We start from the raw sequence: 18935 nt of genomic DNA, 5'->3' as shown, positions 1-18935 counted from the left end.
CTCTGGCGGATGCGTCTGACATCCTACGGTGCTGCCACGCGGGTTTTCGCCGCGCCCGACGAAGCGCCCGCCGAGGCCCTGGCCGCGGCTCCCGACGCGGCGGCGATGTCGTCGAGCAGGACGGCCGTGATGAGCTGCCGCGCCCACGTCAGCACCTCGACGTCGCGGAGCGGCTTGCCGCCCACCCGGGCCGTCATCGGAGCCGGGACGAGGATGGTGCCGAGGGCGTCCTTGACGAGCGTGCCCGGGTAGAGGCGCATGAGCCGCAGCTGTTGGCTCTCGCGGAGGTCCTTGACCGGGCCGAAGCGCACGACCTTGCCCTGCACGCCGATGTCACCGATGCGCGCCTCGCGGGCCACGACGCGCAGCCGCGCGACCTCGAGGAGGTTCTCGACGGGCTTCGGCGGTGCGCCGTAGCGGTCGCGCAGCTCGGCCTCGATCTCGTCGACGGCCTCGAACGTCTCGACCGTCGCGAGCTTCTTGTACGCCTCGAGACGCAGCCGCTCCCCCGGCACGTAGTCGTGCGGCAGGTGCGCGTCGACGGGCAGCTCGATCTTGATCTCGGCCGGCAGGTCGACGGCGTCGCCGCGGAAGTCGGACACGGCCTCGCCGATGAGGCGCACGTAGAGGTCGAACCCGACGCCCTGGATGTGTCCGGACTGCTCGCCGCCCAGCAGGTTGCCGGCGCCGCGGATCTCGAGGTCCTTCATGGCCACGGCCATGCCCGAGCCGAGGTCGGTGTTGCTGGCGATGGTGCGCAGACGGTCGTGCGCCGTCTCGGTCATCGGCTTCTCGGGCGGGTAGAGGAAGTAGGCGTAGGCCCGCTCGCGGCCACGGCCGACGCGACCGCGCAGCTGGTGCAGCTGGGACAGGCCGAGGACGTCCGAGCGCTCGACGATGAGGGTGTTGGCGTTGGAGATGTCGAGGCCGGTCTCGACGATCGTCGTGCAGACGAGCACGTCGAAGCGCTTCTCCCAGAAGTCCTCGACGACCTGCTCGAGCTTGTGCTCGCCCATCTGGCCGTGCGCGGTGGCGATGCGCGCCTCGGGGACGAGCTCACGCAGGCGTGCCGCCGCCCTCTCGATGCTGCTCACCTTGTTGTGCACGAAGAAGACCTGGCCCTCGCGCAGCAGCTCGCGGCGCACCGCCGCCGTGATCTGCTTCTCGTCGTAGGCGCCGACGAAGGTCAGCACCGGGTGGCGCTCCTCGGGCGGCGTTGCGAGCGTGGACATCTCGCGGATGCCGGTGACGGCCATCTCGAGCGTGCGCGGGATGGGCGTGGCCGACATCGACAGGACGTCGACGGCCGTGCGCATCGTCTTGAGCAGCTCCTTGTGCTCGACGCCGAAGCGCTGCTCCTCGTCGATGATGACGAGCCCGAGGTCCTTGAACGTGACGTCCTTGGCGAGCAGGCGGTGCGTGCCGATGACGAGGTCGATGGTGCCGTCGGCCATCCCGGCCATGACGTCCTTGGCCTCCTTGTCGCTCTGGAAGCGAGAGAGGGAGGCGACCTTGACCGGGAACTGCGAGTAACGCTCGGCGAAGGTCTGCTGGTGCTGGCTCACGAGCAGGGTCGTCGGCACGAGGACCGCGACCTGCTTGCCGTCCTGGATGGCCTTGAACGCCGCGCGAACGGCGATCTCGGTCTTGCCGTAGCCGACGTCGCCGCAGATGAGCCGGTCCATCGGGACCTGCTTCTCCATGTCGGCCTTGACCTCGTCGATGCTGATCAGCTGGTCGGGGGTCTCGACGTAGGCGAAGGCGTCCTCGAGCTCGCGCTGCCACGGGGTGTCGGGCGCGAAGGCGTGTCCCTTCGTGGCCTGGCGGGCGCTGTAGAGACGGATGAGGTCGGCCGCGATCTGCTTGACGTAGCGCTTGGCCCGCGACTTCGTCCTGGACCAGTCGGAGCCACCCATCTTGTTGAGGGTGGGCTCCTCGCCACCGACGTACTTCGTCACCTGGTCGAGCTGGTCGGTGGGGACGAAGAGACGGTCACCGGGCTGGCCCCGCTTGCCCGGGGCGTACTCGATGACGAGGTACTCGCGGGTCGCGCCGGCGACGGTGCGCTGCATCATCTCGACGAAGCGGCCGACACCGTGCTGCTCGTGGACGACGTGGTCCCCGGGGCGCAGCTGCAGCGGGTCGACCTGGTTGCGGCGCCGCGACGGCATACGACGCATGTCCTTGGTGGACGTGCCGCTGCCGGGCTGCCCGGTGAGGTCGGTCTCGGTGAGCACCTCGACGCGGGCGCCCTCGTGGACGAAGCCGCGGCCGAGCGTGGCGGTCGTGACGTGGACCCAGCCCGGCTCGAGCGCGTCGTCGCGGGTGGTGTCGAGGGGACGCACGGCGACCTCGTGCTCGCCCAGCACCTCGGCAACGCGCTTGGCGAGGCCGGGGCCCTCGGTGACGACGGCGACGGTCCAGCCGTCGGCGACCCGTTCGCGCAGGTGCTCGACGGCGCGGTCGGTGTCGCCGCGGAAGGCCTCGGGGTCGGTGGTGCGCACGGCGAGGCGCTCGTCGACGTCGTCGTCCTCGATGACGAGGTCGGCGTCGGCCGCGAAGGGCGTCAGCGTCCACCAGGGGCGACCGGACCGCTCGGCGAGGGCACGGACGTCGGCGAGCGACCAGTAGGACGCACTGCCGAGCAGCGACTGGAGGTCGACGGGCACCTGGTTGCCGGCGGCGGCGTTGGCCCAGCTCGCCTCGAGGAACTCCTCGCTCGTCGCGACGAGGTCGTGGGCGCGGCGGCGGACCCGCTCGGGGTCGGCGAGCAGCACGATCGAGTGCTCGGGCAGGACGTCGAGCACCGACTCCATGCCGTCGACGAGCGCCGGGGCGAGGGACTCCATGCCCTCGACGGCGATGCCCTCGGCGACCTTGGACAGCATCTCGGCGACACCGGGCAGCTGGTCGGCAAGGGCCCGGGCTCGGGCGCGCACGTCGTCGGTGAGCAGCAGCTCGCGGCAGGGCGGGGCCCAGAGCCCGTGGTCGGCGATCTCGAGGGAGCGCTGGTCGGCGACCTTGAACCAGCGGACCTCCTCGACGGTGTCGCCCCAGAACTCGATGCGGACCGGGTGCTCCTCGGTCGGCGGGAAGACGTCGAGGATGCCGCCGCGCACGGCGAACTCGCCGCGTCGCTCGACGAGGTCGGTGCGGGTGTAGGCGGCGCCGACGAGGGCGTCGACGACGTCCTCGAGAGGGCGCTCGTCGCCGGCACGCAGCGCGACGGGCACGAGGTCGCCGAGCCCCTTGGTCAGGGGCTGGAGGACGGCGCGGACGGGTGCCACCACGACCGAGAGCGGGCCGTATGCCGGGTCGTCGGGATCGGGGTGCGCGAGCCGTCGCAGCACGGCCAGTCGCCGGCCCACGGTGTCGCTCCGGGGCGAGAGGCGCTCGTGCGGCAGGGTCTCCCACGACGGGAAGACGGCGATGCGGTCTGCGGGGAGGAAGAGGCCCAGGGCGCTCGCGAGGTCGTCGGCCTCGCGCGTCGTCGCCGTGACGACGACGAGAGGGGCGGGCTCGGTGGCCGCCGGGTCGGTCGACGCGGCTGCGGACCCGTCGGCGCGCTGGGCCAGCGCGGCGACGAGGAACGGCCGGGTGCCGTCGCTCGCGGAGACGTCGACGAGACGGGCCCGCCCCACCTGGTCGAGGACGTGGCGGACATCGGGAAGCGCCCTGAAGGCGGACAGCAGTGGGTGCGGCATCAGGTCCTCCAGTCTAGGTCGGTGCGGCGACAGCCGTGACGCCGGTGCGGGCGCCCGCTCGGTGGGGGTCGAAGGGGCCGCGGGCCCGACGGTCACGGGCCGTCAGCGTGGTGCGTGGAAGCGCTGCTGGGCGTCGAGCAGCCCGACCTCGATGAGCGCCTCGACGGCGTCGGCCCCCTCGTCGACGAGGAACGGCAGCACCTCGGTGCGCTCGGCCTTGGAGAAGTCCTTGAGCACGAAGTCGGCCGGGTCCTGGCGGCCGGGCGGGCGCCCGATGCCCAGGCGGACGCGAAGGTAGTCACGGGTCCCGAGCGAGCGCGAGATGGAGCGCAGCCCGTTGTGGCCGCCCTCACCGCCACCCTGCTTGAGCCGGACGAGGCCCGCGTCGATGTCGAGCTCGTCGTGCAGCACGACGATGTGGTCGGTGGGCACGTCGTAGTACTTCGCGAGCCCCGCGACGGCCGACCCCGACTCGTTCATGAACATCGAGGGGACGGCGAGGACCACCTTGGGGCCGCCGACCCGCAGGCGCGCCTCGGCGACGCGGGCCCGGGCGGCCTTGTGCGCCTTGAACGTGGCCCGACCACCCGTCGCCCGACCGGCGACCTCCTCGACCGTCATGGCGCCGACGTTGTGCCGGTTGCCGGCGTATCCGGGCCCGGGGTTGCCGAGTCCGACGACGAGCCAGGTGTCCATGCGGTCCTCGATCGGTGGGTGCTGGGTGGGCGACGAGCCCGCGGGTCAGGGGCGGTCGTGCTGGTGGTGCGGGCACGGGCCCCGCCGAGCCGGAGCTCGGGCGGGACCCGTGGACGCGTGGTGTGGCGCGCGGCGCCACGGAAGGGAGCGGACGCTCAGGCCTCGTCGCTCTCGGCCTTGGCGTCGTCGCCCTCGGCGGACTCGCCCTCGGCGGCCTCGGCGGCCTCCTCGTCGGACTCCTCGCGCTCGATGCCGGCCTCGGCCTCGGCCTCGGCGAGCTCGGCCTCGAGGGCCTCGGCGGAGATGGCCTGCGTCACGTTGACGACGAGAGCCTCCTCGTCGGTGACGAGGGTCGCGCCCTCGGGCAGCTCGACGGCGCCGGCGAGGATCTGCGTGCCGGCCTCGAGGCCCTCGACGGAGACGACGACGTTCTCGGGGATGTTCGTGGCGAGCGCCTCGACCTGGAGCGTGTTGTGGTCGAGCGTGACGACGGTCTCGGGAGCGGCCTCGCCCTCGAGGTGCACGGCGACGTCGACGGTGACCTTCTCGCCCTTGCGGACGACGACGAGGTCGACGTGGTCGATGACCGGCTTGATGGCGTCGCGCTGGACGTCCTTGGCGAGAGCGAGCTGCTCCTTGCCGTCGACGACGATCGTCAGCAGCGCGTTGGCCTGCTTGAGGGCCATCATCGTGTCGTGGCCGGGCAGCGAGATGTGCACGGGCTCGGTGCCGTGGCCGTACATGACGGCGGGGATGTTGCCGGCGCGGCGGATCTTGCGGGCGGCGCCCTTGCCGAAGTCGGTGCGCTTCTCGGCGACGAGCTTGGTGTTGTCGGACACGGGGGTCTCCTGGGTATCTCGGATGAGGCGGTCTCTGTGGTCGGCCTCGACGCGGGACGACGCGCGGTTTTCGGCAGTGACGGAGCGGGACGGTCGTTCAGGGCCGCACGCAGAGGCGAACCCGACCATGAAGTGCTCCACGTCAGGCCACCGCGTCGATCACGGACCTCGTCACGCCCTGCCGTGGCAGCCGTGCACCGTCCCTCGCCGAGGCAACTGCTCGATCTTACGGGACGGACGCCCGGGCGGTGAAATCCACGATCCACGGACGTCCACGGGTCACAGGAAGGGCGTACGCCGGAGCACCCAGGAGTCCGTGAAGCTGCCCCCTCCGCGCACGACGCACGACGGCGACGCGCGCGCACCCCGTGCCCTCGCGCAGCTGCTTCGTGCGCTGGTAGAGGTGCTTCTCACCGGACAGCACGAGGTCGACGCGCTTGCGTTGGTGCCGTTGCTCTCGTGGTTGCCGGAGAGCAGCTCGAAGGGGAACGACGTGCCGACGCGCGAGGTCACGAAGGAGCACCACGCGCTCTCCCCGCCCGGAGACCCGTAGGAGAGGTCGCGGAGGGCCAGGTGCGCATCGGAGCCGGAGCACGACGTGGCCCGGAGCACGCCACCGGTCGTCGCGACGTCACCGCCTGCGGTCACTCCAGGGCGCACCGGCGGACCCGGCGCCCTGGACCGAGCGGAGCGCGAGGGTGGGAGGCTAGGGCCGCGCGGCCGGCCCGGTGACGGGCTCGTCGACGACGAGGCCGGGGCCGCGGGACTCGTCCGCACGGACCGCCACGAGGCCGCCGACGATGAGCAGTCCGCCGACGAGCTGGACCGGCGTCGGCAGCTCGGCCAGGACGAGCCACGCGAAGAGCACCGCGAAGAGCACCTCGGTCAGAGCCACGAAGGAGGCCACCTTGGGCCCGAGCATCCGCACGGCCGCGATGCCGGTGACGTAGGCGAAGGCGGCGGCGACGACCGCGATGACGAGGACCGGCACCCACCAGTCGACGACGACGCCGCCGAGCGGCACGCGTGCCGCCCCCCGGGACATGTCGAGCACGCCGACCAGCCCCGCGAGGCCGAGCGACGCCGCACCCACCACGAGGCCACCGCCGGCGAGGGCGAGCGGCGGCACGTCGTCGTCGACGTGGTCGGCGAGCAGGAAGTAGAGCACGAGGCAGACGGCAGCACCGAGCCCCCAGAGCACCCCGACGACGCTGATGCTCGCGCCCCCGCCCACGACGTCGAGGACGAGGAGCAGCCCGGCCACGGCGAGCGCCACCCCGGCGAGCGTGAGGCGGCGCGGTGCCTGCCGGTGGCGCAGCCAGAGCCAGCCGACGATGAGCACCGGGGCGAGGTACTCGAGCAGCAGGGCCACCCCGACCGACAGGTGCGTCACGGCGTTGAAGTACGCGAGCTGGCAGCCGGCGACACCGGTGAGGCCGTAGCCGACGACGACCCAGCCGTTGCGGCGCAGCGCCGCCCACCGGCCGCGCAGCGACCACAGGGCAGGGCCGAGGAGGACGACGGCGGCCAGGGTGATGCGCATCGTCACGACGGCACCGGGCGACCAGCCACCGACGAGCAGCGACTTGCCGAAGGCACCGGACGTCGCGAAGGCCGCGGCCGACGCGAGGGCGACCCCGAGGCCGACGAGCGGGTGGCGGGCCTGCCGCGACAGCGGCACCGCAGCCCCGTCCGTCCCGGCGCTCCCCCCGGCGCCGACTACCGCGGGCTCTCCGACCACGACTCGCTCCGCCATCACAGTTCCTCGCCGCTCCCGCCGACCGGCTCGCGTCGAGCGAGCATCATGTCAGCACCGAAATTGATTACACTCATGACGGTAGCGACCGCATCCGTCAGGAGTCAACATGCTTTTCACCCATGACACCGATGTCGCCCTCGCCGCTGCCGCAGCCCTCGTCAACACGATGCCGGGCTCGGTCCCCGGCGACGGTGACCCCGACCGCCTGACCTCCCTCGAGGAGCTCGAGTCGCTCTACCGCGACCAGGGGTGGACCGGCCGCTTCGACCGCGACGCCGCTGAGCTCGCAGCGGTCCGGGCGCTGCGGCCCCGGCTGCGCGGCTTCTGGGACGAGGACGAGGCCGGCGTCGTGACCCTCGTCAACGAGCTGCTCGCCGAGGCCCGCGCCGTCCCCCAGCTCGTCGACCACGACGACGTGGGCTGGCACGTCCACGCCACCCCGGCCGATGCCCCGCTCGCCCGACGGATGGCCGTCGAGGCCGCGATCGCGGTCATCGACGTCGTGCGCGCCGGAGAGCTCGCGCGGCTGCGCGTCTGCGAGGCCGCCGACTGCGACGACGTCGTCGTCGACCTCTCCCGCAACCGCTCGCGTCGCTTCTGCGAGGGCGGCTGCGCGGCACGCGCCCACACCGCCGCCTACCGCGCCCGCCGCGCCGCGCACGCCTGAGGACCCGTCACGCACGGAGGGCGTATGCCGCCGGGTGGGTCCCGGCGGCATACGCCCTCGTCGTGTGGTGGCCGCTCAGGCCTTGCCGTCGAAGAGGCTCGTCACCGAGCCGTCCTCGAAGACCTCGCGGATCGCCATCGAGACGAGCGGCGCGATCGAGAGGACCTCGAGCTTGTCGAAGCGGCGGTCGTCGGGGATCGGGAGCGTGTTCGTGACGATGACCTCCTCGACCTTGCAGGCCTTGAGGCGGTCGACGGCCGGGCCCGAGAGGATCGCGTGCGTCGCGGCGATGATGACCCCCGCGGCACCCTGGTCCATGAGCGCGTCGGCGGCCTTGGTGATGGTGCCGGCCGTGTCGATCATGTCGTCGACGAGCACGCAGACGCGGCCCTTGATCTCACCGACGACGCGGTTGGCGACGACCTCGTTGGGCCGGTTGATGTCGCGGGTCTTGTGGATGAAGGCGAGCGGAGCACCGCCGAGGCGTGAGCTCCAGTCCTCGGCGACCTTGATGCGCCCCGCGTCGGGCGAGACGACGGCGAGGTCGAGGTGGCCGTACTTTTTGCCGACGTAGTCCGCGAGGATCGGCATCGCCATGAGGTGGTCGACGGGGCCGTCGAAGAAGCCCTGGATCTGCGCGGTGTGCAGGTCGATCGCCATGAGCCGGTCGGCGCCGGCCGTCTTGAACAGGTCGGCCATGAGGCGGGCCGAGATCGGTTCGCGGCCACGGTGCTTCTTGTCCTGGCGGGCGTAGCCGTAGAAGGGCAGGACGACGGTGATGCGCTTGGCGGAGGCCCGCTTCAGCGCGTCGATCATGATGAGCTGCTCCATGATCCACTCGTTGATCGGAGCGGTGTGGCTCTGGATGACGAACGCGTCGGAGCCGCGGACGGACTCCTCGTAGCGGACGTAGATCTCGCCGTTGGCGAAGTCGTAGGCCGACGTCGGAACGAGGTCGGTGCCGAGGGCCGCGGCGACCTCCTGCGCGAGCTGCGGGTGGGCCCGGCCGGAGAAGACCATGAGGTGCTTCTCGGTCGCCTTGTTGATGCCGCTCATCGCTGGGCGTCCTTCGTCTCGGAGGTCTGCGCGGGGGTCTGCTCTGAGGTCTGCTCTGAGGTCTGCTCTGAGGTCTGCTCCGAGGTCCGCCCGGGGGTCTGCGCCGGGGTGGCCTGCCCCTGCGCGGCCCGGGCGGCCTCGTCCGTCTTCGTGCCGGCCCGGCGCCGGGCCACCCAGCCGTCGACGTTGCGCTGCTGCGCGCGGGTCACGGCGAGCTGTCCCGGGGCGACGTCGCTGACGACGGCCGATCCCGCGGCGACGTAGGCGCCGTCGGCGATCGTCCGGGGCGCGACGATGACCGAGTTGCTGCCGACGAAGCTGTGCGCCCCGACGTTCGTGTGGCCCTTCGTGACGCCGTCGTAGTTGGCGAAGATCGTGCCGGCGCCGATGTTGGCGCCCTCGCCGATCGTCGCGTCGCCGCAGTAGGTCAGGTGCGGCACCTTGGCGCCCGCGCCGATGTCGGCGTTCTTCGTCTCGACGAAGCCGCCGATCTTGCCCTTCGCCCCGAGTCGCGTCCCGGGTCGCAGGTAGGAGAAGGGCCCGACGGTGGCGCCGGGCCCGATCTCCGCGAGCTCGGCCTGGGTCCGCACGACGCTCGCACCGTCACCGACCTCGACGTCGGTCAGCGTCGTGTCGGGACCGATGACGCAGTCGCAGCCGATCGTGCTGGCGCCGAGGATCTGCGTGCCGGGGCGCACGACGGTGTCGGGCCCGATCGTCACGTCGGCGTCGAGCCACGTCGTCGCCGGGTCGATGACGATCGCGCCGTCGCGCATGGCCTGCTCGACGGTTCGGCGGTTGAGCTCGGCGCCGAGACGGGCCAGCTGCACCTTGTCGTTGACACCCTCGGTCTGCCAGAGGTCGGCGACGAGGTGCGCGCGCACCCCGAGACCGCGCCCGCGGGCGATGGCGATGACGTCCGTGAGGTACTTCTCGCCCTGCGCGTTGTCGGTGCCCACCTCGGAGAGGGCTTCGCGCAGGACCGCCGCGTCGAACGCGTACAGGCCACTGTTGACCTCGCGGATCGCGCGCTGCTCCTCGTCGGCGTCCTTCTGCTCGACGATCGCCACGACCGAGCCCTCCGCGTCACGGATGACGCGGCCGTAGCCCGTGGGGTCCTCGAGCGTCGCCGTGATGACGGTGACGGCACTACCGGACGCGTGGTGCGCCGCGACGAGTCCCTCGAGCGTGGCGCTCGTCAGCAGCGGCACGTCGCCGTAGGTGACGACGACGGTGCCGGCGAGGTCGCCGGGCAGCGCCTCGAGCGCGCACTCCACGGCTCGCCCTGTCCCCTTGACGTCGTCCTGGTCGGCGACGACCGCCTCCGGGTCGACCTGCGCCACGTGCTCGGCGACGCGGTCGCGCTCGTGGCGCACGACGACGGCGAGGTGGTGCGGGCTCGTGCCCCGGGCCGCCCGGATCGCGTGGGCCACGAGACTGCGGCCTCCGATCGTGTGGAGGACCTTGGGGGTCGTGGACTTCATGCGTGTGCCCTCACCGGCGGCGAGGACGATCACGGCGGTCGGCCGTAGATCGCTCACAGGGCGCAGCTCCTTTTTGGATCGGGGTGCACTCGGGTGCGGACGACCCCGGCCCACGCGGGCGCCGGGGTGCGCCTCGGCCATGCTACTCGTGGGGAGCGAGGGTGCCGCTCCGGCCACGGGCGCGCCGTGACCCCACTCACATCGACGTCCCACGCGACGGCGTATGCCCGGTGGCACAGGGCGCCGGTGGGGTGCCGGGCGCAAGGCGGCGCCGATCTCTGCCAACCGTGCGACCATGGGAGGACGGGCCCGTCAGTCCCCCCCTAAGTTGGCGGACCCGGGGCTGGCTCTGGCACCAACTCCCTGCCGAGCGGCCAAGGCGTCGCTCGACCGCGAACCCCCACGCATGTCGGGCGACGCCGCTCGTCCGAGGACCGTCACCGGCCCCTGCTCCCCGGGCAGGAGTCGAACCTGCGTCGCTTGTCCTGATTCAAAGTCAGGCGGGCCCTGCCGGCAGACCAACCGGGGATCGTCGTGGACGTGGACAGGGTAGTGCAGACCCCGGGTCGCTCCGTCGCGGACTCATGCACCTGCCGGGTGAGCGTCGCCGGTCGGCGTCTCCGGCGTCGGGTCGCCGGTCGGCGGACCGTCGGAGCCGTGGGCCGTGACGGCGACGACGGATGTCGGATCGGCCGGCGGATCGACCGGTTGGTCGGCTCCTGGACCGATCGAAAGCAGCTGGCCGTTCTCGGCCGCGGGGCTGGACGCCGCGTTCGTCGCCGTGGGGTCCGCCGAGTCTCCGCCAGCCGGAGCGGAGACAGGGTCTGATGTCGAGGATCCCGAATCGCCTTGAGCCGGAGCAGGATCCGTGGGCATCGGGTCGGATGGAGCCGGGTCCGAAGGGGCCGGGTCCGAAGGGGCCGGGTCAACCGGCGTCGGGTCGACAGGCGTCGCGTCGGACGGAGCCGTGGGCGCCGGATCCACGGGCGTCGGGTCGGCAGGCGTCGCGTCGGACGGTGCCGGTGCGTCGGGTGCCGGAGCGGCAGGTGCCGAGGGCGCAGGCGCTGGGTCGACGGGTGTCGGGTCGGACGGCGCGGGGTCCGCGGGTGCCGGAGCGACAGGTGCCGGAGCAGCAGGTGCCGGGTCCGCAGGTGGCGGGGGTGCAGGGGCTGGGTCGACGGGCGTCGCATCGGACGGCGCCGAGACCGCGGGCGCCGGGTCGACCGGCGCGGGATCGGTCGGCGCGGGATCGGTCGGCGCGGGATCGGTCGGCGCGGGATCGGCGGGCGCGGGGTCGGCGGGCGCAGGGAGGAGGGCGAGGTGGAGCACGTCGACCGGAGTCGTGCCGACGCCCGCCGCGGCCCCCGAGCCGGGGGCGAGCACCGCCGTGGCGCCGTCGACCGAGGTGACGACCGACGTCGTCGTCGTACCGAGGTCGTGCGCCGCCGCCGGGGCGACCGAGAGGCCGAGCCCTACGACGAGGCCGGCCATCGCGGTGGCGAGGGGTGGGCCGATCGCCGTCCCGGCCAGGATCGACCCGCCCGTCAACGCCGCGACGGGAGTGACGATGGCCGCGCTCGAGACGAGGGCGGTGGTCCCGGCCACGCCCGCCGCGGCCGGCACCGCGAGGACGGCGCCGCCCGCCCCCGCACACGTGGCCGTACCAGCGGCGGCCGTGCCGGCAGCGGTGGCGGCAGACACGGAGGTCGCCCCCGTGGTCAGGCCCGCTCCTGCAGCCGCGCCGGACGCCGTCGCGCCGGCACCGCTCGCGGTGAGCGTGCCGCCGAGACCGGCGCTGCCTGCGGCGGCGCCTCCGACGGTGGACCCGGCGCCGACCGAGGCGACGGCGCTCGTGCCCGCTGCACCCGCGCCGGCCGTTCCACCCGCAGCACCGGCACCCGCCGTGGCACCCGTGGTCACGCCCGTGGTCGCGCCGGTGGTCGCGCCGGCCGTGGCTCCCGTGGTCGCACCCGTCGTCGCACCCGTCGTGCTGGACCCGACCAGAGCAGCGAACGCCCCCGCGGGCAGTCCGCCGAGCATCGTCGCTCCGGCCGCGAAGAGGAGCGGACCGGTCAGGGCACCGAACCCGTCGTAGACGCGCTGCAGCTCCCGCGCCAGTCCCGACTCGCGAGAACAGCTGGCCAGGTGCGCTTCGACGCGCGCCCGCTGCCTCTCCGTCAGTCGGCCCCGGACGTGACCGCTGAGATGGTCGAGGGTCCAGCGGCAGTCGCTCGCGTCGCAGACCGGCACCCGGCGCCGCAGCCAGGAGTCGAGATAGCGGTCCCGGAGCTCGTCACGAGCGCGCTTCGCGCGCGCACTGGCCACGTTGGCCGACACACCGAGCTCGGGAGCGACCACCCGCGGCGGATGGCCCTCGACCATCGTCTGCCAGAGCAGCCGTCGGTCACCCTCGCTCAACCGGAGAAACGCCTCTCGGACCAGGTCGGTGTCGACGCCCTGCGCGCTGAGGGCCGACAGTCCTTCGTCGGGGCCCGGCAGCAGGTCGAGGTCCGTCGTCGACGTCGGGACGAGGCTCATCTCCCGGCGGATCGCGTCGACGCCGACGGTGCGTACCGTCGACACGAAGTACGCCCGGAAGTTCGACGACGGTCCCCGCCCCTCGCTCAGGAGACGGAAGAGGCGGGCGGAGGCCTCGGCCACCAGGTCCTCGGCGGACACGCGGCCGCGGTACGGCGTAGCGGCGGCGTGGGCGGCGGGCAGGTGCCTGCGCCAGAGGGCCGCGAAGGCCTCCTCGTCGCCCGAGCGCGCCCGCGCGAGCAGCACGCAATCGGACTCCTCGACCCCGGCCGTCGCGAGCGCACCGGTCATGGTGTCGGACCGTGGTCCCATCGTGTGTGCTGACACTCTGCGGCACCTTTCGCCAGATGTGCCTCACCAGTGTGCGCCACGACGGCCGCCCCGTGGGGGTCTTTGCCGAAGTGTCGTCGGGCATGACGGTGAGGTCGATCCGCGCCCGCCCCTTTCGCGTCGAGATCGACCTCACCGGCGGTCTCGCCCGGACCGTGTCCCCACACGGCGCCACGCGCGAACCGCCTCCTCCCTACCAATGACATAGACGTGTCGAGGGGCCGTTTCATGACGGGATTCGGCAAGAAAGTCGGGTCCGGCCTCGTCCGTCGCGGCCCACGAGACCGGGACAGGCACAATGGCGGCGTGACCGCCGACCGCTCAGACCGCGCCGACCGCTCCCGCCCTCGCGCCCGGATGACCGGCCCGGAACGCCGCGAGCAGCTCATCGCCGTGGGGCGCAAGCTCTTCGCCGACAAGGGTTTCGAGGCGACGACGGTCGAGGAGGTCGCTGCCAAGGCGAGCGTCTCCAAGCCGGTCGTCTACGAGCACTTCGGCGGCAAGGAAGGCCTCTACGCCGTCGTCGTGGACCGTGAGATCCAGGCACTGATGGGCGGCATCAGCACGGCGCTCGAGGAGCCCGAAGGGGCGCGGGTGCTGCTCGAGCGGGCCACGCTCGCCCTGCTCGACTACATCGAGAGCGACCCGTCGGGCTTCCGCATCCTCGTGCGGGACTCGCCGCCGGGCCAGTCGACCGGGTCGTTCGCGAGCGTCCTCGGTGATGTCGCGGTGCAGGTCGAGCACCTGCTCGCCGCCGAGTTCAAGCAGCGCGGCCTCGACCCCAGGTCGGCACCGATCCACGCGCAGATGCTCGTCGGGATGGTGGCCCTCACCGGGCAGTGGTGGCTCGACCGGCGCAAGTTCAAGAAGGACCAGGTCGCCGCGCACCTGGTCAACCTCGCCTGGAACGGGCTCTCGGGCCTCGACCGCACGCCGCGGCTCGTCACGGTCCCCCACCGCTGACCAACCCACCTCGAGTGAGCGCCCCGTCCCACACGAGTGAGCGCCCCGTCCCACTCGTCCCACCCCTCCTGTGACGGATGGGACGACGGGCTCACTCGACGGTGGTTGGGCGCTCACTCGAGGAGGGGGGGTCAGGTGGGGCGGAGGGTCTCGGTCCAGGTGTCGCCGGCGGCGTCGGTGACGCGCACGACGACAGCCTGGGTCGCTCCGGTGCCGGACTGCTCGAGCAGCGCCTGGCCCCGCTCCCCCGCGCACCGCACCGCGGACGTGCTCGTCTGGGCGCACGTCCAGCTGGAGTTGCGCACGGAGAGCGTCCCGGCGCCCGACGCGTTGCTGATGCGTACCGTCATCGAGCCCCCGACCTGAGAGCGCACGCGTACGGAGATCCGCGCCGGGTCGCGTCCGGACACGAGGCGGACCGTGATGGTGGGCGCGACGCCACCCGGCTGGGGCGCCGGGGGCGTCGTGGTCGGCGCCGGGGGTGTCGGGCTGGGGGACGGGGGTCTCGTCGTCGGCGGGGCCGGCGGCGTGGTGGCCGGCGGCATCGTCGGCCGTCCGGTGGCCGTGCCCGTCGGGGGCGCCGGAGTCGCTGGGGTCGCGCCACCGCTCTCGGCCGACGTCCCGCCTCGGGGGACCGGGGTGCCGCCGACCGTCGAGGGCGTGCTGCCGGGGTCACGCGCCACGTCGCCCGACGACGGCGACGTCCGAGTCGCCGCCGACGGGATGGGCGAGGCGCTGATGGTCCGGGTGGGCAGGCCGGTCGGGGAGATCGGCAGTGAGGTGACGACGGCTCGTGGGGAAGCACCCGGGACGGCGCCGGCGCCGGTTCCCGCGCGGGCCCCGGGTGCGGCGCTCGAGGCCGTCGCACTCGGAACCGGGGAGGCCGTCGCCGAGGGCGCCGCGAGGGAGGCACCGGGCAGTGCCAGCGCCCCAGCGACCCCGGCCGAGACGGCGAGCCCGGCGACGAGACCGGTGACCCGGCTCGCCACCTGGGCGACGGCATCGACCCCCGACCCGGCGGATGAAGAGGAGGAGGGGGACGGCGCAGGCGGAGCCGGGGCTCCCGCGCCCGGGGCGGGCCCACCCGCGCCGCCGGCGAACCCGGCGAAGCCGGCAGCTCCGGCGCCACCGGAGAGGCCCACGACGGCGGGGAGACTGAGGAATCCAGGCGTGCCGAGACCGGCCAGCAGCGCGAGCGGGACGATGAGCGCCGGGAAGCCGTCGTGGATGACCCTCAGGTCGGCCGCGATGGTCGCTGCGTGCGGGCACTCGGCGACGTGCGCCTCGGCGCGCTCGGTCTGCCGCTTGGGCAGCCGCCCGCGGACGAGCGCCCCGAGGTGGGTCACGGTCCAGCGGCACTCGTCGGTGTCAGCGGCGGCGAGGCCGCGCTCGGCGCGGGCGTCGAGGTAGAGCGCTCGGAGCGACTCGCGGGCGCGCATGGCGCGAACGCTGACGGCGTTGGCGGTCATGCCGAGGGCCGGCGCGACGGCGCGCGGCGCGGCGCCCTCGACCGTGGTGTGCCACAGCACGCGCTGGTCGCGCTCGGAGAGCCCGGCGAAGGCCTCCCGGACGAGGGCGAGCCCCTCGTCGTCGGTCGCGAGGCCCTCGAAGGGGTCGTCGGCCGGATCGGCGAGGACCTCGAGGTCGTCGGCCTCGGTCGGGACGACCCGCAGGTCGCGGCGGCCCTGGTCGATGGCGACGGACCGCACGGCGGAGAGGAAGTAGGCCCGGAAGTGCTCGTCGGGTCCCTTCCCGGCGCGAATCAGCGCGAGGACGCGCGCGGCGGCCTCGGCGACGATGTCCTCCGGGGCCGAGCGGCCACGGTGACGTCCCGCGACGGCATACGCAGCCGGCAGGTGGCGACGCCACAGCTCACCGAACGCCTCGGCCGAGCCTTCTCGGGTCCGGACGAGGAGGGACACGTCAGGGGCCGAGGCCCATGCCTCGCTCGACCACAAGGTCGCGTCTGCCGACAACCCTTTCGCCCTTCTACTGCCCCGGTGCGGGTCAGTCTGCCAAGCGGCGGGGCGGGCGTCGACTCGGAACGCGGGCGTGTGCGAGATCAGGACGAAACAGTCCGGATCGGGCCCTGCGGTGGCACCCTCTTCGGGGTCTGCCTCGACGCGCGGTGGGCAGGTTTCGTCCTTCCGAATGATCCCCTCCACGAAACCACGCGGAAGGACGAAACCTGGCGGCACCACCGAAGACAAACCCGTAGGGGTCACTCCCTCCCCTGACCAAGCGGGAGACCCCTATGGTGCCGTCATCGGTATGACGTGCCGGGACCCATTTCATGACACGGTTTCCCGAAATGGGCCGAAATGCCGGAAATTGACTCAGATTTTCTCCTCGAGCGAGACGGCCGGCCTCGACGAGACCGGGGCCTTAACGCGGCGAGACCGGCGGTTTACCCGGCGACCCGGCGCCCAACCCTGCGAATGCGAATCCCCCACTGTCGCCGGCCTCGGCCATGATGAGGGCCGTGCCCCTGACGACGCCGCCGACCCGATGACGAGGCGCTGGCTCTTCGCCGACCAGCTCGGCCCCCACTTCGACGTGGGCCGCGGGGGCGTCCTGCTCGTCGAGAGCCGTCGGGCGCTGGGGCGGCGACCGTTCCACCGCCAGAAGCTGCACCTCGTGCTCTCGGCGCTGCGCCACCGGGCCGCCGAGCTGGGTGACTCCGCCGTGCTCCTGCGCACCGACACCTACACCGAGGCGCTGCGCGAGGTGGGCGAGCCCGTGCGGGTCCACGAGCCGACGTCGTATGCCGCCGAGCGCCTCGTGCGCCGCCTGCTCGCCTCGGGGATGGTCGAGTCCGTCGACCCGACGCGTGGCTACAGCCTGTCGCGCGAGGACTTCGCCCGGTGGGCCGACGGTCGGCGACGGCTGCGGATGGAGGACTTCTACCGCTTCCAGCGGCAGCGGCTCGACCTGCTCGTCGAGGGCGACCGGCCCGTCGGCGGACGGTGGTCGTTCGACGAGGACAACCGCGAGCCCCCGCCCAAGGGAGCCGAGCGGCTCGATGTGCCGGCGCCCTACCAGCCGCGCGAGGACGACATCGACGCCGAGGTGCGCGACGACCTCGACCGCTGGACGCGCGAGGGCCACGTCCGACCCACCGGCGTCGACGGGCCACGCCTCTTCGCCGTGACCCGTCGCGAGGCCCTGGCGGCCCTCGAACGGTTCGTCACGCACCGACTCGGGGCCTTCGGTCCGCACGAGGACGCGATGCTCCGCGGCGACTGGGCCATGGCGCACAGCCTCCTGTCCGTGCCACTCAACCTCGGACTGCTCGACCCGGTCGAGGTCGCCGACCGCGCCGTGCAGGCCTACCGCGACGGCGACGCACCTCTCGCGTCGGTCGAGGGCTTCGTGCGCCAGGTCATCGGCTGGCGTGAGTACGTCTGGCACCTCTACTGGCACTTCGGCCCGACCTACCGCCGCCGCAACGCCCTGCAGGCCCGGTCGCCACTGCCGGACTGGTTCGAGCGGCTCGACGCCGACGCCGTCGAGGCCGCCTGCCTGCAGGACGCGGTGGCGGGCGTGCGCGACCGCGGCTGGGTGCACCACATCCCGCGCCTCATGGTGCTCGGCAACTGGGCGGCGCAGCGCGGCTACGACCCCGACGCGCTGACCGAGTGGTTCCAGACGCGGTTCGTCGACGGCTACGACTGGGTCATGCCGGCCAATGTCGTCGGGATGAGCCAGCACGCCGACGGCGGAGCGATGGCGACGAAGCCCTACGTCGCTGGCGGCGCCTACATCAACCGGATGAGCGACTACTGCGGCAGCTGTCGCTACGACCCCAGGAAGCGGGTCGGCGACGACGCCTGCCCCTTCACTGCCGGCTACTGGGCCTACCTCGACCGCAACGCCGAACGTCTCGAGGGCAACCACCGGATGGCCCGACCCTTGCAGCAGCGCCAGGGCCTGGCCGACCTCACCGAGGTCGTCGCGCAGGAGCGGCACCGCGGTGACGCAGCGCCCTGAGGCGAAGCCGCGTCAGCGCGGGGCGCGGGCCACGGCGAAGGTCCGCGTGAAGGGGAAGAGCACGCCGAACGCACGACGCGGGTATGCCGTCTCGAGCTCGCGCTCGTAGTCCGTGACGAAGGCGTCTCGCTCGTCGCCGTCGAGGACGCCGAGCACCGGGCGCAGGCCGGTGCCCCGCACCCACTCGAGCACCGGGTGCGGGCTGTCGTGCTCGGCGGTGAGCACGTGCTGGTACGTCGTCTGCCACACGTCGACGTCGGCGACGCGGTCGAGCAGGAGGGCGGCGTAGGTCTCCGGGCGTGCCACGGCCTGGGCCCGGTCGAGGCCCGGGCGCAGGTCGTCGGCGCGGGGGTGGCGCGCGGCGACCTCGCGCATGAGGCGGTGCGACGGCGCCTCGAAGTTCGCGGGGACCTGCATGGCGAACGTGCCCCCGGGCGCGAGGCTCTCGAGCCACGAGGGGATCAGGCGCAGGTGGCTCGGGACCCACTGGAGCGTGGCGTTCGTGACGAGGACGTCGACCGACCCGCCGGACCCGGCGGGGTCCCAGTCCTCGGCGCTCGCCTCGACCCACTCGACGCGGCCGTCGGCGTCGAGGGCCCGGGCGCGCTCGAGCATCTCGGGAGAGCTGTCGACGCCGATGATCCGTGCGCCGGGCCAGCGGTGGGCGAGCCCGAGCGTCAGCGCGCCGGGCCCGCAGCCGAGGTCGACGACGAGCGCGGGATCGTCGGCGTCGACGCGCGCCAGCAGGTCGGCGAAGGGGCGGCCGCGGTGGCCGGCGAAGACGGCATACTGCCGCGGGTCCCAGGCGGAGTCGGCCGAGCGAGCGGCAGCGCCCGGGGCGACGGGACGGTCGGGGGCAGGCTCGGCTGGATCAGCCGCAGGCGGGGTCGTGGGCTCGGTCATGTCGTC

13 protein-coding genes and 1 tRNA gene are annotated in these 18935 nt (G+C 73.2%); 4 read left to right on the top strand and 10 right to left on the bottom strand.

What is annotated here, in order from left to right; all coding sequences use genetic code 11:
• Nucleotides 1-23: 23 nt before the first annotated feature.
• The 3 genes from mfd to AB4Y83_RS13525 form a co-directional block, all read right to left on the bottom strand.
• On the bottom strand, nucleotides 24-3704 hold the full coding sequence (gene mfd / locus AB4Y83_RS13535; RefSeq protein WP_442297193.1) for a transcription-repair coupling factor: 3681 nt from the start codon (nucleotides 3702-3704) through the stop codon (nucleotides 24-26).
• A gap of 102 nt (nucleotides 3705-3806) precedes the next feature.
• The gene (gene pth, locus AB4Y83_RS13530; protein ID WP_056778006.1) at nucleotides 3807-4400 is read right to left on the bottom strand and encodes an aminoacyl-tRNA hydrolase; all 594 of its coding nucleotides are present in this window, start codon (nucleotides 4398-4400) and stop codon (nucleotides 3807-3809) included.
• Nucleotides 4401-4555: 155 nt separating this feature from the next.
• The gene (locus AB4Y83_RS13525; protein ID WP_442297192.1) at nucleotides 4556-5239 is read right to left on the bottom strand and encodes a 50S ribosomal protein L25/general stress protein Ctc; all 684 of its coding nucleotides are present in this window, start codon (nucleotides 5237-5239) and stop codon (nucleotides 4556-4558) included.
• Nucleotides 5240-5555: 316 nt separating this feature from the next.
• Here AB4Y83_RS13525 and AB4Y83_RS13520 point away from each other — a divergent pair, with 316 nt between their 5' ends.
• Nucleotides 5556-5792 carry a hypothetical protein gene (locus AB4Y83_RS13520; protein WP_442297191.1) on the top strand — a complete coding sequence of 79 codons (237 nt, stop codon included), beginning with the start codon at nucleotides 5556-5558 and terminating at the stop codon, nucleotides 5790-5792.
• Between the two features lie 153 nt (nucleotides 5793-5945).
• Here the strand turns inward: AB4Y83_RS13520 and AB4Y83_RS13515 are convergent, their stop codons facing one another.
• The gene (locus tag AB4Y83_RS13515; RefSeq protein ID WP_442297190.1) at nucleotides 5946-6980 is read right to left on the bottom strand and encodes an EamA family transporter; all 1035 of its coding nucleotides are present in this window, start codon (nucleotides 6978-6980) and stop codon (nucleotides 5946-5948) included.
• Nucleotides 6981-7104: 124 nt separating this feature from the next.
• On the opposite strand from AB4Y83_RS13515, the gene AB4Y83_RS13510 reads away from it, so the two are divergent.
• Nucleotides 7105-7665: a CGNR zinc finger domain-containing protein gene (locus AB4Y83_RS13510; RefSeq protein ID WP_442297189.1), complete on the top strand. Its 561-nt coding sequence runs from the start codon at nucleotides 7105-7107 to the stop codon at nucleotides 7663-7665.
• Nucleotides 7666-7740: 75 nt separating this feature from the next.
• Here AB4Y83_RS13510 and AB4Y83_RS13505 read toward each other — a convergent pair whose 3' ends face one another.
• From AB4Y83_RS13505 to AB4Y83_RS13490, 4 genes are all read right to left on the bottom strand, one after another.
• Nucleotides 7741-8721 carry a ribose-phosphate diphosphokinase gene (locus AB4Y83_RS13505; RefSeq protein WP_442297188.1) on the bottom strand — a complete coding sequence of 327 codons (981 nt, stop codon included), beginning with the start codon at nucleotides 8719-8721 and terminating at the stop codon, nucleotides 7741-7743.
• Complete coding sequence (glmU, locus tag AB4Y83_RS13500; RefSeq protein ID WP_442297187.1) at nucleotides 8718-10262, bottom strand: bifunctional UDP-N-acetylglucosamine diphosphorylase/glucosamine-1-phosphate N-acetyltransferase GlmU; 1545 nt, start codon at nucleotides 10260-10262, stop codon at nucleotides 8718-8720. The genes AB4Y83_RS13505 and glmU overlap by 4 nt, the downstream gene beginning before the upstream one ends.
• 393 nt (nucleotides 10263-10655) lie before the next feature.
• Nucleotides 10656-10734: transfer RNA gene (locus tag AB4Y83_RS13495), tRNA-Gln, on the bottom strand.
• A gap of 53 nt (nucleotides 10735-10787) precedes the next feature.
• Entirely contained in the window at nucleotides 10788-13034 is a 2247-nt protein-coding gene (locus tag AB4Y83_RS13490) for a sigma-70 family RNA polymerase sigma factor (protein ID WP_442297186.1), read from the bottom strand.
• Between the two features lie 396 nt (nucleotides 13035-13430).
• Here AB4Y83_RS13490 and AB4Y83_RS13485 point away from each other — a divergent pair, with 396 nt between their 5' ends.
• A complete protein-coding gene (locus AB4Y83_RS13485; RefSeq protein ID WP_256793883.1) occupies nucleotides 13431-14036 on the top strand; it encodes a TetR/AcrR family transcriptional regulator in 606 nt (201 codons plus the stop codon).
• A 131-nt stretch (nucleotides 14037-14167) separates the two neighbouring features.
• On the opposite strand, the gene AB4Y83_RS13480 is transcribed toward AB4Y83_RS13485, so the two are convergent.
• Entirely contained in the window at nucleotides 14168-15958 is a 1791-nt protein-coding gene (locus AB4Y83_RS13480) for a sigma-70 family RNA polymerase sigma factor (protein WP_442297185.1), read from the bottom strand.
• Nucleotides 15959-16544: 586 nt separating this feature from the next.
• Here AB4Y83_RS13480 and AB4Y83_RS13475 point away from each other — a divergent pair.
• Entirely contained in the window at nucleotides 16545-18026 is a 1482-nt protein-coding gene (locus AB4Y83_RS13475) for a cryptochrome/photolyase family protein (RefSeq protein ID WP_442297184.1), read from the top strand.
• A gap of 12 nt (nucleotides 18027-18038) precedes the next feature.
• On the opposite strand, the gene AB4Y83_RS13470 is transcribed toward AB4Y83_RS13475, so the two are convergent.
• Nucleotides 18039-18929, bottom strand: coding sequence for a methyltransferase domain-containing protein (locus AB4Y83_RS13470; protein WP_442273799.1), 891 nt, complete (start codon nucleotides 18927-18929; stop codon nucleotides 18039-18041).
• Nucleotides 18930-18935: the final 6 nt, after the last annotated feature.

The organism is Terrabacter sp. RAF57 (assembly GCF_052113925.1).
Classification (GTDB): domain Bacteria; phylum Actinomycetota; class Actinomycetes; order Actinomycetales; family Dermatophilaceae; genus Terrabacter.
The sequence above is the reverse complement of the archived record's forward strand: the minus strand, read 5'-3'. Positions and strand labels throughout refer to the sequence as shown.

What these genes read in the sequence shown, in the direction of transcription:
- AB4Y83_RS13475 (WP_442297184.1), top strand. Translation starts at nt 16,545, where the DNA reads ATGACGAGGCGCTGGCTCTTCGCCGACCAGCTCGGCCCCCACTTCGAC.
- AB4Y83_RS13505 (WP_442297188.1), bottom strand. Translation starts at nt 8,721, where the DNA reads ATGAGCGGCATCAACAAGGCGACCGAGAAGCACCTCATGGTCTTCTCC.
- pth (WP_056778006.1), bottom strand. Translation starts at nt 4,400, where the DNA reads ATGGACACCTGGCTCGTCGTCGGACTCGGCAACCCCGGGCCCGGATAC.
- AB4Y83_RS13485 (WP_256793883.1), top strand. Translation starts at nt 13,431, where the DNA reads ATGACCGGCCCGGAACGCCGCGAGCAGCTCATCGCCGTGGGGCGCAAG.
- AB4Y83_RS13470 (WP_442273799.1), bottom strand. Translation starts at nt 18,929, where the DNA reads ATGACCGAGCCCACGACCCCGCCTGCGGCTGATCCAGCCGAGCCTGCC.
- mfd (WP_442297193.1), bottom strand. Translation starts at nt 3,704, where the DNA reads ATGCCGCACCCACTGCTGTCCGCCTTCAGGGCGCTTCCCGATGTCCGC.
- AB4Y83_RS13510 (WP_442297189.1), top strand. Translation starts at nt 7,105, where the DNA reads ATGCTTTTCACCCATGACACCGATGTCGCCCTCGCCGCTGCCGCAGCC.
- AB4Y83_RS13490 (WP_442297186.1), bottom strand. Translation starts at nt 13,034, where the DNA reads ATGACCGGTGCGCTCGCGACGGCCGGGGTCGAGGAGTCCGATTGCGTG.